This is a genomic window from Paenarthrobacter sp. NPDC089307, from assembly GCF_040685055.1.
Classification (GTDB): Bacteria; Actinomycetota; Actinomycetes; order Actinomycetales; family Micrococcaceae; genus Arthrobacter.
The window spans coordinates 574,397-587,796 of sequence record NZ_JBFBHE010000001.1; the positions used below are offsets into that span (position 1 = coordinate 574,397).

The 13,400-nt window shown below is 63.4% G+C and carries 13 protein-coding genes; 3 read left to right on the forward strand and 10 right to left on the reverse strand.

Features of this window, described 5'->3' with window-relative positions; translation table 11 throughout:
- Nucleotide 1: 1 nt before the first annotated feature.
- The 3 genes from zwf to pgl are packed head-to-tail and all read left to right on the forward strand — an operon-like array spanning nucleotide 2 to nucleotide 3,304.
- Nucleotides 2-1,558 carry a glucose-6-phosphate dehydrogenase gene (gene zwf / locus AB0N72_RS02610; RefSeq protein WP_363931939.1) on the forward strand — a complete coding sequence of 519 codons (1,557 nt, stop codon included), beginning with the start codon at nucleotides 2-4 and terminating at the stop codon, nucleotides 1,556-1,558.
- Nucleotides 1,555-2,496, forward strand: coding sequence for a glucose-6-phosphate dehydrogenase assembly protein OpcA (locus AB0N72_RS02615; RefSeq protein WP_281450066.1), 942 nt, complete (start codon nucleotides 1,555-1,557; stop codon nucleotides 2,494-2,496). The genes zwf and AB0N72_RS02615 overlap by 4 nt, the downstream gene beginning before the upstream one ends.
- Nucleotides 2,486-3,304 carry a 6-phosphogluconolactonase gene (gene pgl / locus AB0N72_RS02620; protein WP_363931938.1) on the forward strand — a complete coding sequence of 273 codons (819 nt, stop codon included), beginning with the start codon at nucleotides 2,486-2,488 and terminating at the stop codon, nucleotides 3,302-3,304. Before AB0N72_RS02615 ends, pgl begins: the two co-directional genes overlap by 11 nt.
- On the opposite strand, the gene AB0N72_RS02625 is transcribed toward pgl, so the two are convergent.
- The 10 genes from AB0N72_RS02625 to uvrC form a co-directional block, all read right to left on the reverse strand.
- On the reverse strand, nucleotides 3,257-3,442 hold the full coding sequence (locus tag AB0N72_RS02625) for an RNA polymerase-binding protein RbpA (RefSeq protein WP_363931937.1): 186 nt from the start codon (nucleotides 3,440-3,442) through the stop codon (nucleotides 3,257-3,259). The genes pgl and AB0N72_RS02625 overlap by 48 nt on opposite strands.
- Before the next feature lie 364 nt (nucleotides 3,443-3,806).
- Nucleotides 3,807-4,064 (reverse strand): preprotein translocase subunit SecG, encoded by a 258-nt coding sequence (secG, locus tag AB0N72_RS02630; protein WP_018777559.1) that lies wholly within the window; start codon nucleotides 4,062-4,064, stop codon nucleotides 3,807-3,809.
- A gap of 36 nt (nucleotides 4,065-4,100) precedes the next feature.
- Nucleotides 4,101-4,916 carry a triose-phosphate isomerase gene (tpiA, locus tag AB0N72_RS02635; RefSeq protein ID WP_363931935.1) on the reverse strand — a complete coding sequence of 272 codons (816 nt, stop codon included), beginning with the start codon at nucleotides 4,914-4,916 and terminating at the stop codon, nucleotides 4,101-4,103.
- A gap of 76 nt (nucleotides 4,917-4,992) precedes the next feature.
- A complete protein-coding gene (locus AB0N72_RS02640) occupies nucleotides 4,993-6,219 on the reverse strand; it encodes a phosphoglycerate kinase (protein ID WP_363931934.1) in 1,227 nt (408 codons plus the stop codon).
- Nucleotides 6,220-6,228: 9 nt separating this feature from the next.
- Complete coding sequence (gene gap, locus AB0N72_RS02645) at nucleotides 6,229-7,239, reverse strand: type I glyceraldehyde-3-phosphate dehydrogenase (RefSeq protein ID WP_024821016.1); 1,011 nt, start codon at nucleotides 7,237-7,239, stop codon at nucleotides 6,229-6,231.
- Nucleotides 7,240-7,510: 271 nt separating this feature from the next.
- Nucleotides 7,511-8,134: a superoxide dismutase gene (locus AB0N72_RS02650; protein WP_363931932.1), complete on the reverse strand. Its 624-nt coding sequence runs from the start codon at nucleotides 8,132-8,134 to the stop codon at nucleotides 7,511-7,513.
- 174 nt (nucleotides 8,135-8,308) lie between these two features.
- Nucleotides 8,309-9,289, reverse strand: coding sequence for a DNA-binding protein WhiA (gene whiA, locus AB0N72_RS02655; RefSeq protein ID WP_018777554.1), 981 nt, complete (start codon nucleotides 9,287-9,289; stop codon nucleotides 8,309-8,311).
- Nucleotides 9,290-9,298: 9 nt separating this feature from the next.
- Nucleotides 9,299-10,315, reverse strand: coding sequence for a uridine diphosphate-N-acetylglucosamine-binding protein YvcK (gene yvcK / locus AB0N72_RS02660; protein ID WP_363931931.1), 1,017 nt, complete (start codon nucleotides 10,313-10,315; stop codon nucleotides 9,299-9,301).
- Complete coding sequence (gene rapZ / locus AB0N72_RS02665) at nucleotides 10,315-11,238, reverse strand: RNase adapter RapZ (protein ID WP_363931930.1); 924 nt, start codon at nucleotides 11,236-11,238, stop codon at nucleotides 10,315-10,317. The genes yvcK and rapZ overlap by 1 nt, the downstream gene beginning before the upstream one ends.
- Nucleotides 11,239-11,354: 116 nt before the next feature.
- Nucleotides 11,355-13,367 (reverse strand): excinuclease ABC subunit UvrC, encoded by a 2,013-nt coding sequence (uvrC, locus tag AB0N72_RS02670; protein WP_363931929.1) that lies wholly within the window; start codon nucleotides 13,365-13,367, stop codon nucleotides 11,355-11,357.
- Between the last annotated feature and the right edge of the window lie 33 nt (nucleotides 13,368-13,400).

The following is a 13,400-nucleotide window of genomic DNA, read 5'->3' on the forward strand; positions in this document are numbered from 1 at the left end:
CATGCCAGAAACTGAAAACGGCAGGAAGAACGGCGCCCTGCGGAACCCCTTGAGGGATCCGCGGGACCGCCGCCTGAACCGCATTGCCGGGCCGTCGTCGTTGGTATTCTTCGGAGTCACCGGCGACCTCGCCCGTAAGAAACTCATGCCGGCGGTCTATGACCTGGCCAACCGTGGTCTACTGCCGCCGAGCTTTGCCCTGGTTGGCTTCGGACGCCGCGATTGGGACAACGCCGACTTTGCGGCCGAGGTAAAGGAAAACGTCAAGGCGCACGCGCGCACGAAGTTTGATGAAGGCGTCTGGGAGCAGCTCGCTTCCGGTATCCGGTTCGTCCAAGGCGAATTCGACGACGACGACGCCTTCGAGCGCCTCGGCGACGTCCTTGACGAGCTCGACCAGACGCGAGGTACCCGGGGGAACCACGGTTTCTACCTGTCCATCCCGCCGAAGGCCTTTGAGCAGGTATGCCGGCAGTTGTCCAAGCATGGCTTGGCGCAGGCCCAACCGGGACAGTGGCGACGCGTGGTGATCGAGAAGCCCTTCGGGCACGACCTCGAGTCGGCACGCCAACTCAACGACATCGTGGAGTCCGTGTTCCCGCCGGACGCCGTGTTCAGGATTGACCACTACCTGGGTAAAGAGACGGTCCAGAACATCCTGGCGCTTCGTTTTGCGAACCAGTTGTTCGAGCCCCTCTGGAACGCCAACTATGTGGACCACGTCCAGATCACGATGGCCGAGGACATCGGAACCGGTGGCCGGGCCGGATATTACGACGGCGTGGGTGCGGCCCGCGACGTCATCCAGAACCACCTGCTGCAACTTCTGGCCCTGACCGCGATGGAGGAGCCGATCTCCTTCAACGCGGACGATCTGCGGGCCGAGAAGGAAAAGGTCCTCGCGGCGGTCAAGTTGCCTGAGGACCTCTCCACGCATTCCGCACGCGGCCAGTTCACGGGCGGTTGGCAGGGCGGCGAGGAAGTCCTGGGCTACCTGGACGAGGACGGTATCCCGGCCGATTCCAAGACTGAAACCTACGCTGCGATCCGGGTGGACATCAACACGCGCCGATGGAACGGCGTGCCGTTCTACCTGCGTGCCGGCAAGCGCCTGGGTCGTCGCGTCACAGAGATCGCGGTGGTGTTCAAGCGCGCTCCCAACCTGCTCTTCAGGGACCACGGCGAAGACGACTTCGGCCAGAACGCCGTAGTGATCCGCGTCCAGCCAGATGAAGGCGCAACGATCCGTTTCGGTTCCAAGGTCCCGGGCACGCAGATGGAAGTCCGCGATGTCACCATGGACTTCGGGTACGGGCACTCATTCACCGAGTCCAGTCCCGAGGCCTACGAACGACTCATCCTGGACGTGCTCCTTGGTGAGCCACCCTTGTTCCCGCGCCACCAGGAAGTGGAACTCTCCTGGAAGATCCTGGACCCGTTCGAGGACTACTGGGCCGGACTTGATGAGCAACCGCAACCTTATGCCCCGGGCAGCTGGGGACCGGCTTCTGCCGATGCCCTGCTGGCCCGTGACGGACGAACCTGGAGAAGGCCATGATCGTAGATCTTCCCGACACCACCACTTCCAAGATCTCCAAGAAGATCATGTCGCTGCGCGAACAAGGCGGCGTGATTGCCTTGGGTCGGGTGCTGACGCTGGTAGTGGTCACCAAGTCCGGCCAGGAAGAAGAAGCCATCGAAGCAGCCAATGAGGCCAGCCGGGAACACCCCTGCCGCATCATTGTCCTCGCCGATGCCGGTGCTGAAGGTCCGGACCGCCTCGACGCCCAAATCCGCGTCGGCGGCGACGCCGGAGCTTCAGAGGTCATCGTGCTTCGCGGCCACGGACACATGGCCCACGAAAGCGAATCCCTGGTTGCTGCACTCCTGCTCCCGGACGCGCCGATCGTGGCCTGGTGGCCGCACGGGGCCCCGGAGAGTGCTTGCGAAACTTCGATTGGCCGCATTGCCCACCGCCGGATCACCGACTCCGCCAATGAGCCGGATCCTCGCCTGGCCCTGGAGAATATCCGGGCCACGTACAAGGCCGGCGATACCGACCTTGCGTGGACCCGCCTGACCAACTGGCGCATGCAGCTGGCCGCAGTCTTTGACCAGGTGGATGGTGATCCAGTATCCGCTGTGGCAGTGGAGGGCGCCTCCGACTCCCCCAGTACCTTGTTGCTGGCCGCCTGGCTGAGCCTGGCGCTGCAGGCGCCGGTTACCATCGTGGCGGACCCTGCAGGTACTGGCATCCGCCGGGTACGGCTGACCCGCGCCAGCGGCGATGTGCAGCTGTTCCGTCCGGGCTTGTCCGTGGCGGAGCTGACCCAGCCCGGACAGCCGGCGCAGCGTATCACCCTTCCCCGCCGAAGCCTCAAGGATTGCCTTGCGGAGGAACTCCGTCGGCTGGATCCGGATGAAGTTTTCGGAGAAGTGATTACGATGGGACTGCCACTTACCAGCCAGAGGAGAGTCCAAACCAGTGCACGCTGAGCCAAGAGTAAGCATCCACCCAGACTCAAAGGTGTTGATGGCCGCGATCGCGGCCCGACTCATCACCAAACTAGTGGATGTCCAGGACAAGCACGGCGAGGCCACTGTGGTCCTCACAGGCGGGACGGTGGGCATTGGCACACTGAAGGCCGTGGCGGACTCAGCCGCGGCCCCGGCCGTCGACTGGTCGAGGGTCAATTTCTGGTGGGGTGACGAACGGTTCGTCGCCGCTGACAGCGATGACAGGAACACGCGCCAGGCCCACCAGGCATTGCTGTCCCACTTGCAAGTGGACCCGGCCCGGGTCCACGAGCCAGGCTCAACGGATCAGTTCACCACCGCGGCCGAAGCTGCAGCAGCGTATGAGGAAGAGCTCAAGGCTGCAGCAGAGGCCGAACACGCCGCAGACATGTCGGACGACAGGCCCGAACAACCTGGAAAGCTGCCGCGGTTCGACGTCCTTCTGCTTGGTGTGGGCCCGGATGCGCACATCGCCTCACTCTTCCCCGATCAGGCCGGCATCCGCGAGAAGAGCCGCACCGTGGTTGGTGTCGAAAACTCGCCCAAGCCCCCGCCGTCGCGCATTTCCTTGACGCTGCCGGCCATCAACACTGCCCAAGAGATCTGGATGGTGGTGGCCGGTGAAGACAAGGCCGGTGCAGTTGGCCTGGCTTTGGCCGGCGCCAATCCCGTCCAGGTTCCTGCAGCCGGCCCGGCGGGTCGCTCCAGGACCCTGTGGCTCATTGATGAGAATGCGGCCTCACGTGTCCCCCAACAGTTGGTCCGAAAGGATCCCGCGGGCGCGTAACCGCTCCAACGCTCCGGCCAGGACAACTTCGGCGTCCTGGCTGGAGCGTCGCTCTTTAACGTAGTCCAGATGCGACTTGAAGATCTCGTCGTCGGGTGGTCCTGCGGGCGTGCCGCCGGGGTCACGCGAAGCGGTCATACCGCATTTGGGGCAGTCCCACGTCCGGGGAATCTGTTCGTCAGGAAGCTTAAGAAAAAAGCCGCGTCTCGTGTCCCTTTGCACACCAATAAGGAACACGAATACGCGGCAGTTGCTCGCCTTGGGCATGATCACTGTGATTTCTGGGTTCGGACCCTTGGGCCACACCTACCCTGGTGCCCCTATAACCTGGCGTGCCATGAACCATTTTCGAACCCCTAGCGACTCGGTGACGGCCCTGCAGGCTTTACAGCCAACAGGGCCAGTGTAATCCGGCAGGGCCGACGGCGGCACTAGTGGAGGGCGCGGATCCGCACACAAAAATGGGGAGGCTCCGTCAAGGAACCTCCCCACCCGGTGACAGCTAGGAGTCGCCGCCGGACGTAAAGCGCATGATGAGCCCGAGCCCGATGATGACTACGCCCCACGTCACACCAAGAATGATGGTGAAGCGGTTCAGGTTGCGCTCGGCAACGCCGGAGGAACTCAACCCCGAACTCATTCCGCCACCGAACATGTCGGACAAACCGCCGCCCCGTCCCTTGTGCAGGAGAATGAGCAGCGTCAGCAGAAGGCTGGTGATAGCCAGCAGGATCTGCAGGATGACTTGAAGAACGTCCACGACGGCCTTTCGAAGAAGCGGAAAACGGGAGCCGGACTAGTCCGTGACGAGGTGGCTCTCGAACCTGACAATGTTAGCAAATTCGGCAGGGTCCAGGCTGGCGCCACCCACAAGGAGACCGTCGACGTCGCTTTCAGCCATGATGGCAGCGGCGTTGTTGGCCTTGACGGATCCTCCATAAAGCAGGCGTGTCTTGGCTGCGACAGCGTCATCGAACAGCACGGCGAGTTCCGCCCGGATGGCGGCGCACATTTCCTGGGCATCTTCCGGGCCGGCTACCTCACCGGTACCAATGGCCCAGACGGGCTCGTAGGCCACGACGAGTTCCGCGGCCTGTTCGGCGGTCAGTCCATCAACGCCGGCACGCAGCTGGGCAAGCGTGTGTTCCACGTGGGTGCCTGCCTGGCGGATTTCGAGGCCCTCGCCCACGCAGAGGACGGGAGTGACGTCGTGGCGGAATGCCGCCTTGACCTTGGCGTTCAGGACTTCGTCGGATTCGTTGTGGATGGTCCGACGCTCGCTGTGTCCCACCAACACGTAGGAACATCCCAGCTTGTTCAGGAACTGGCCGGAGATGTCGCCCGTGTAGGCTCCGGAGTCGAACTGCGACAGGTCCTGGCCGCCATAAACGACGTCGAGCTCATCACCCTGGACAAGCGTCTGGACACCGCGCAGGTCGGTGAACGGCGGGAACACTGCGACCTCCACCCGGCTGTAGTCGTGCTTCGCGTCGGACAGGGTCCAGGCGAGCTTCTGCAGCAAGGTGATGCCTTGCACGTGGTCCATGTTCATCTTCCAGTTTCCGGCGATGAAAGGCTTCCGGACAAAGTTGCCGTTGGCGGAGGTAGTCACATGTACTCCAAAGAATGCGTTGGGATGTGGAACGGCCGGCAGGACGCAGTGGCGCCCTGCCGGCCGGTTGGTTGTTCTAGCGGTCCAGGACGCTCAGGCCGGGAAGTTCCTTGCCTTCAAGGTATTCCAGGCTGGCGCCGCCGCCGGTCGAGATGTGGCCGAATTGCGAGTCCTCGAACCCGAGGGTGCGCACGGCTGCGGCGGAGTCGCCGCCACCTACCACGGTGAAGGCCACAGTATCGGTCAATGCCTGTGCGATGGCCCGGGTGCCGTTGGCGAACGCTTCAAATTCGAACACGCCCATGGGGCCGTTCCAGAAGACGGTCTTGGCACCTTCGATCTGGGCGGCGAAAGCGGACGCCGACTCAGGGCCGATGTCCAGGCCGATGCCGGAAGCGCCGAAAGCGCTGTCCTCGATGGCATCCGCCTTGACCACTTCGTGCTCGGCATCGGCAGCAAAGCGGCTGGCGACAACGACGTCTGTGGGAATCACGAAGGACGTGCCGGCATCCGCTGCCCGCTTGAGGTAATCCTGAACGACGGGGATCTGGTCTTCCTCGAGGAGGCTGCCCGCTACCTTGTGCCCTGCGGCTGCAAGGAAGGTAAAGAGCATGCCGCCGCCTACAAGAATGGTGTCCGCCTTGCCAAGCAGGTTGTCGATCACAGCCAGCTTGTCGGAGACCTTGGAGCCGCCCAGGACGACCACGTAGGGCCGCTGGGTGTCCGTGGTGAGTTTCCGCAGGACTTCCACCTCGGTATGGACAAGGTCCCCGAGGTAGGACGGCAGCCGCGTGGCGACGTCGTAGACACTGGCGTGCTTGCGGTGCACTGCGCCAAAGGCGTCGTCCACGAACGCTCCATTGCTTCCCGTGAGGGCAACCAGCTCATCGGCAAAGGCGCCGCGCTCGGCGTCGTCCTTGCTGGTTTCGCGGGCGTCGAAGCGGACGTTCTCCAGGACCAGGATTTCCCCGTCCTGCAGCGCAGCGGCGTGTTCCTTGGCGGAGTCGCCGACGGTATCAGTGGCACGCTGGACCGTGAAGTCCGCGAGTTCCGCAAGGCGGTCCACGGCGGGCTTCAAGGAGTACTTGTCTTCAGGCGCGCCCTTGGGGCGGCCGAGGTGGGCTGTCACGAGCACACGGGCACCGGCGTCCGAGAGCTTCTTGAGGACCGGAAGGGAGGCCTTGATGCGGCCGTCATCGGTCACTGTAGAGCCGTCGAGCGGCACATTCAGGTCACTTCTGACGAGAATGTACCGCCCGCGGACACCTTCAGCGATGAGTTCGTTGAGGGTGTGAGATGTCATGTGTCTACCCTAGCCCAGCTTGGATGCGACGAGCTCCGTGAGGTCTACGAGGCGGTTTGAGTAGCCCCACTCGTTGTCATACCAGGAAACAACCTTGACCTGGTTGCCGATGACCTTGGTCAGGCCGGAATCGAAGATGGAGGAAGCGGGGTCGCCAACGATGTCCGAGGAGACGATCGGGGCGTCCGTGTAGGACAGGATGCCGGCCCACTGTTCGGACTCTGCTGCGGCCTTGACTGCTGCGTTGACTTCCTCAACCGTGACTTCGCGGGAAACGGTGACCGTGAGGTCCGTTGCCGAACCCGTGGGGACGGGAACGCGGATGGCGTAGCCGTCCAGCTTGCCCTTGAGCTCCGGCAGGACCAGGCCGATGGCCTTGGCTGCACCGGTGGAGGTGGGGACCATGTTGATGGCTGCAGCGCGGGCGCGGCGGAGATCGCCGTGCGGGCCGTCCTGGAGGTTCTGGTCAGCCGTGTAGGCGTGGACAGTGGTCATGAGGCCACGCTCGATGCCGAAGGCGTCATTGACAACCTTGGCCAGCGGGCCGAGGCAGTTGGTGGTGCAGGAGGCGTTGGAGATGATGTTGTGCGCTGCGGGATCGTAGAGCTCGTGGTTCACGCCCATGACGATGGTGATGTCTTCGTCGCTGGCAGGAGCGGAGATGAGGACCTTCTTGGCTCCGGCGTCAATGTGCTTCTGTGCGGCTGCGGCCTTGGTGAAGAAGCCGGTGGACTCGATCACGATGTCCACGCCAAGCTCTCCCCAGGGGAGGTTTGCGGGATCACGCTCGGCGAGGACCTTGATCGACTTGCCGTCGACTACCAGGTTTCCATCGACAACTTCCACGGTCTGTGCGAGGCGTCCACCGACGGAGTCGTACTTCAGGAGGTGGGCGAGGGTCTCAGGGCTGGTGAGGTCGTTGACTGCAACGATCTCAAGGTCTGCGCCCTGGGCCAGTGCTGCGCGGAAGTAGTTGCGGCCGATGCGGCCGAAGCCGTTGATACCAATACGGGTGGTCACTATGTGTCAATCTCCTTGGTGCTCTTGCAAGCACGCCTAGTGAGTCGGATCAAATATTTCCAACTAACAGACCCCGCACGTCGTTGGGCAGAGGTGATTATCAGATCGGAGGGCGACCAGCCACGTTGCTGAAGGCTAACCGCCTTCCGTGATCCATCTTACGTTTAACTAAGCCTGCCCCCGCAACTGCGGAGGCAGGCTTTTCAGCATTTCGCACCAATTCACGCCAAAAGTGACTTTTGTTACATCGGCGTGAACCGGAACTCACCAACTACAGGACGATGAGGCCCGTAGCGTTGGCGCGGGCGGCTTCGAAGCGCTTGGCGACGTCGGCCCAGTTGGCGATGTTCCAGAAGGCCTTGACGTAGTCGGCCTTGACGTTGACGTAGTCCAGGTAGAAGGCGTGCTCCCACATGTCCAGCATCAGCAGCGGGGTGGTGCCCACAGCAACGTTGCCCTGCTGATCGTAGAGCTGCTCGATGACCAGGTTGCCACCGATGGGCTCGTAGGCCAGGAAGGCCCAGCCTGAGCCCTGGAGACCCAGTGCCGCAGCAGTGAACTGTGCGCGGAAAGCATCGAACGAGCCAAAAGCGTCGTCGATGGCAGCAGCGAGCTCGCCCTCGGGCTTGTCGCCGCCGTCCGGGGAAATGTTGTTCCAGAACACGGAGTGGTTGATGTGGCCGCCGGTGTGGAACGCGAGGTCCTTGGAGAGGCGGTTGATGTTGGCGAAGTCACCCTTGTCGCGGGCTTCGGCGAGCTGGGCGAGGGCGTTGTTGGCGCCTGCAACGTAGGCAGCGTGGTGCTTGCTGTGGTGCAGCTCCATGATCTTCGCCGAAATGTGCGGCTCGAGTGCTGCGTAGTCGTAGCCGAGCTCGGGCAGAACGTACTCTGTCACGAAATCCTCCAATGTAATGGACTAGCGTCCGGTTTGGTAACTCTCGTTATGTTCATCCGGCCGGCGGACCAGCCGGAAATCCTTGGGAAGAAGACTGCTCCTGCCTCCACCGGGGTCAACCAGCAGTTGCCTCGCAGTATTTCCTTCTCACTTTCCCGATTCTATGGGTGCTTACTACTCGTCCATCATTTCGGGAGTCACATTTGCCTCAGTCCCTGGGATTCCGAGGTCCAGGGCACGCTTGTCAGCCATGGCCAGGAGGCGGCGGATCCGGCCTGCGATGGCGTCCTTGGTCATGGGCGGATCGGCAAGCCGGCCCAGTTCATCCAGGCTCGCCTGCTTGTGGGCCACGCGAAGCTCCCCTGCGTATTTGAGGTGGTCCGGGACGTCGTCGCCCAGGATCTCCAACGCGCGGTCCACCCTGGCGCCGGCTGCGACGGCGGCCTGGGCTGAGCGGCGCAGGTTGGCGTCGTCGAAGTTGGCCAGCCTGTTGGCGGTGGCCCTGACTTCCTTGCGCATGCGCCGTTCTTCCCACACCATGAGGGCGTCGTGGGCGCCCATCCTCGTCAGCAAGGCCGCAATGGTGTCTCCGTCCCGGATCACCACACGGTCAACGCCGCGGACTTCGCGCGCCTTGGCCTGGATGCCCAGACGGCGGGCGGCACCCACCAGCGCCAAGGCGGACTCCGGTCCCGGACAGGTCACCTCAAGGGACGAGGAGCGTCCGGGTTCCGTGAGGGAGCCATGGGCCAGGAAGGCGCCACGCCACACGGCCTCGGCGTCGGCGGCAGAGCCGTTGACCACCACTGACGGAAGTCCACGGACCGGCCGTCCCCGGCCGTCCAGCAGGCCCGTTTGACGTGCCAGCGCCTCTCCGTCGCGCACTACCCGGACCACATAGCGGCTTCCGCGGCGCAGGCCGCCTCCCGACACGACGATAATTTCGCTTTGATGCCCGTAGACCTCGGCGATCGCAGCACGAAGGCGGCGCGCCGTGGAAGCGAGGTCCACCTCGGCCTCGATGACGATCCGGCCGGAGATGATGTGCAGGCCGCCGGCAAAGCGGAGCATTGCAGAGACCTCTGCCTTGCGGACCGAAGATTTTTTGATGTCCAGCCGGGACAGTTCGTCCTTGACCGACGCAGTAAGTGCCATCGCGTATTCCTAACTGTTCCCGAAAATATCGTGGTAAGCCGCTGCCAGCAGCAATGGGTCATGGACTGGGCGGCGCCTCGACGCCCCTACTCTACCCAACACCACTTCGGCGCCGATCATCCCGGCAGCCTTTTCGAACGCCTTGAGGTCCTGGATCGCGGCGGGATCGGCAAGCACCACGTCCACGCTGAACTCCGGAGCGTAGCGCCGCAGCACGTCAAGGTGGTCGGCCGCGGTCATACCGGAGGTCTCTTTGGTCTCCACGTCCAGGTTCATGGTCAGGCAGCGCTTGGCTGCCGTATCACCGAGTGCCTGGCGCAGCTCGGGAAGCAGCACGTGGGGCAACACGGAGGTGTACCAGGAGCCAGGGCCCAGGATGACCCAGTCGGCGAGTTCAATCGCCGTCAGCGCTTCCGTACAGGCCGGGGCATCCTCGGGAAACAGCTTGACCTCTTCCAATTTGCCCGCCACGGCGCACTTGGCTTGCCCGCGCACAGTCTGCAACTCATGCCCGCCGTCCGGGAGCTCCACGCGGGCCTTGCCCTCGATGGTCAAAGGAATGCTGGACATGGGAAGCACCTGGCCGCGGGCACCCAGGAGTGCGCCGGCCCACTTCAGCCCGGCGACGGTGTCCCCAAGGAGTTCCCACAGGGTGACGATGAGCAGGTTGCCCATCGCATGGTTGTCCAGGGATCCGCCCTTGGCCGAGCCGGCGTCGAAACGGTGCTGCATGACGTCGCGCCAGGTGCGGCCCCAGTCGGTATCGTCGCAGAGGGCGCTCAGCGCCATGCGCAGGTCACCGGGCGGGAGGACGCCGTACTCCTCGCGGAGACGCCCGGATGATCCGCCGTCGTCAGCTACCGTGACGATTGCCGTCAGCTCCGAGGTGAGCAGCCGCAAGGCAGACAACGAAGCCGCGAGGCCATGCCCGCCACCCAGGGCAACCACGGAGGGGCTCTTCTTCTGCTGGCTGCCCGGGACGCCCTTGGGCGGTATGAGCGGCAGCGGACCCGTCAGGACCCCCACTACTCGCGTCCCAGGTCGCGGTGGGCTGTAGTGACCGTGACGCGCGGGAATTGGGCCAGGCGCTTGGAAAGCTCGACGGCGACAGCGACGGAGCGGTGCTTGCCACCGGTGCAGCCCACGGCAAGGGTCGCGTAGTGCTTGTTCTCCTGCCTGTATCCATCAAGGACGGGTTCAAGGGCCCGTACATAGCGGTCCACGAATTCCTGCACTCCCTCCGCACCCAGAACGTAGTCGCTGACGTCCTCGTCAAGGCCGGTGTGCGGACGGAGCTGGGGAACCCAATGGGGATTGGGAATGAAGCGGGCATCCGCCACGAAGTTGGCGTCGACGGGGAGGCCGTATTTGAAACCGAAGCTCATGACATTGAGGCGGAGGGTCACTGGACCCGTGTCGCTGAAGAGTTCGGTGATGGCGGTGGCAAGGCCGTGGACGTTGAACTCGGAGGTATCCAGCACGACGTCGGCGTGCTCGCGCAGTTCCCGCAGGACCTCACGCTCGATTCCGATGCCATCCAGGATGCGGCCGCCACCCTGCAGCGGATGCGGCCGGCGTCCTTGCTCGAACCGCCGAACCAGAACGTCATCATTGGCATCCAGGAACAGCACGCGGAAAGTGATTCCGCTGGCACTCAATGCGCCCAACGCCGTCTGGATGTCCGTGAACAGGTCCTTGCTTCGGACATCCACCACCACGGCCAGTTTGGGGATGGACTTGGGGGCATGGGAGACGATCTCGGCCAAAGTGCCCAGCATCTGCGGAGGAAGGTTGTCCACCACGTACCAGCCATGGTCTTCCAGGGCGTCGGAAGCAGTGCTCCGCCCCGCACCCGACATGCCGGTGACGACCAAAAGCTCCGCCTCCGGTGGCTTGACGGGCGTCAGGCCGTCCTGCTCGGTGCCGGACCCAGCCGTTGCCTCATCCATCAGTTGTCCCCGTTTCCTCGGAAGTGTCATCGCTGCACGTGCCGCCGCCGGTCACGGCGGAGCACGCTTGGCCCGCTGCACCGTGGTCCGGGCAGCGAGCCAGGTTCTTACCCTAGCTAAGATTCGATGATTTCGCCGGTGGTCATGTTCACCGCTGGAGCGGTTTCGCCCTCGGCAGTTGAACCGAGGTGCTGGACCACGGCAGCGGCCAAGGCAGGACCGATCCCCTTCGCGGACGTCAGTTCCTCCACTGAGGCCGCCTTGATCTTCTTGAGCGACCCAAAGTGCGCCACAAGCGCCTTCCGCTTGGCCTCGCCCAGCCCAGGGACGCCGTCCAGTACCGATACGGTCATGGCCTTGCCGCGTTTCTGGCGGTGGAAAGTGATGGCGAACCGGTGGGCTTCATCGCGGATGCGCTGCAGGAGGTACAGCCCCTGCGAAGTGCGGGGCAGGATCACCGGGAAGTCGCTGTCCGGAAGCCACACTTCTTCCAGGCGCTTGGCAAGTCCAACAACGTAGACGTCCTCGATGCCCAGTTCCGCGAGGGCCCGCGCAGCGGCGTTGACCTGGGGCTGGCCGCCGTCCACCACCACCAGGTTGGGCGGATATGCGAACTTGGCCTTGGGTGCCGGTGTTATGCCGTCCGACGGCGGTACTTCCGTTGCGCCGCTGGACGCGGACCGGGTGGGATTGACGATCTCGCCGGAGACAACGGGGACCTGGGCGGCCTTGTCCGTGAGGTAGTGCCTGAAGCGTCGAGTCAGGACGTCGTGCATGGCCGCGGTGTCATCCGCGGCAGCCGCACCCGTGATGGAGAACTTTCGATAGTCAGCCTTTTTGGGCAGCCCGTCTTCGACCACCACCATGGAGGCCACAACGTTCGTGCCCTGGACGTGGGAAATATCGAAACACTCAATGCGCAGCAGGGGAACCGGAATATCAAGGGCCTCCTGCAGCTCCTGGAGCGCCAGGGAACGGACAGTGATGTCGCCAGCGCGCCGTGTCTTGTGGAGCTTAAGTGCTTGTTCGGCATTTTCACGCACTGTGGACATGAGAGCTGCCTTGTCACCGCGCTGGGGTACCCGGATGTCCACCTTGGCGCCCCGCAGGCCACCCAGCCATTCGGTGAGTTCTTCGTGGTTGCTGGGGTTCTCCGGAACCAGGACCTCCCTGGGGATCCTCCCCTGGACTTCGCTGTCTTCACCGTAAACCTGTTGCAGCAGGTGTTCGATCAGTTCGCCAGTGGTAGCGTCTTCGACCTTCTCGACTACCCAGCCACGCTGACCACGCACCCGGCCTCCGCGGACGTGGAAGACCTGGACAGAGGCTTCCAACTCGTCATCATGGAGTGCGAAGACATCGGCGTCGGTGTCCTCTGCCAGGACAACGGCGTTGCGCTCAAATACCTTGCGCAACGCGATGATGTCATCACGGAGTCCGGCTGCCCGTTCGTAATCCAGTTCTGCGACGGCGGCCGCCATGTCCTTTTCCAAGCGGCTGATGAAGCGTTTGGCCTCTCCACCCATGAAGGAACAAAAATCCTCAGCCAGGACCCGATGCTCGTCCGGAGTAACCCGGCCCACGCAGGGTGCGGAGCATTTGTCGATATAGCCCAGCAGACAGGGCCGGCCACTGGCCTGGGCACGTTTGAACACGCCCGCGCTGCAGCTGCGCACCGGGAAGACCCTCAGGAGGGTGTCCATGGTTTCCCGGATGGCACCAGCGGTGTACGGACCGAAGTACCGGGTGCCTTTCTTGCGTTCGCCACGCATGACCTGAACGCGGGGGTACTTCTCCCCCATGGTCACCGCAAGGTAGGGATACGTTTTATCGTCACGGAACACCACGTTGAAGCGCGGCTTGAATTCCTTGATCCACGTGTATTCGAGCTGGAGTGATTCCAGCTCGCTGCCCACTACGGTCCATTCGACGCTGCTGGCGGCATGGACCATGGCATGGGTCTTCGGAAGCAGCCCTGCAGGGTTGGCGAAGTAGGAGTTAAGCCTGGAACGGAGGTTCTTTGCCTTGCCTACGTAAATGACCCGGCCATGGGGGTCACGGAAACGATAGACGCCCGGGGTGGTGGGAATTTCACCCGTCCGGGGCCGGTAACTTGATGGATCTGCCACATGTCCAGTCTAGTGAACCGGACCGGCCGCCAG

Coding starts and splice junctions, on each gene's coding strand:
- rapZ (WP_363931930.1), bottom strand. CDS start 11,238: ATGGATGAGGCAACGGCTGGGTCCGGCACCGAGCAGGACGGCCTGACG.
- AB0N72_RS02625 (WP_363931937.1), bottom strand. CDS start 3,442: ATGACCGCTTCGCGTGACCCCGGCGGCACGCCCGCAGGACCACCCGAC.
- AB0N72_RS02640 (WP_363931934.1), bottom strand. CDS start 6,219: ATGACATCTCACACCCTCAACGAACTCATCGCTGAAGGTGTCCGCGGG.
- zwf (WP_363931939.1), top strand. CDS start 2: ATGCCAGAAACTGAAAACGGCAGGAAGAACGGCGCCCTGCGGAACCCC.
- whiA (WP_018777554.1), bottom strand. CDS start 9,289: ATGGCACTTACTGCGTCGGTCAAGGACGAACTGTCCCGGCTGGACATC.
- AB0N72_RS02615 (WP_281450066.1), top strand. CDS start 1,555: ATGATCGTAGATCTTCCCGACACCACCACTTCCAAGATCTCCAAGAAG.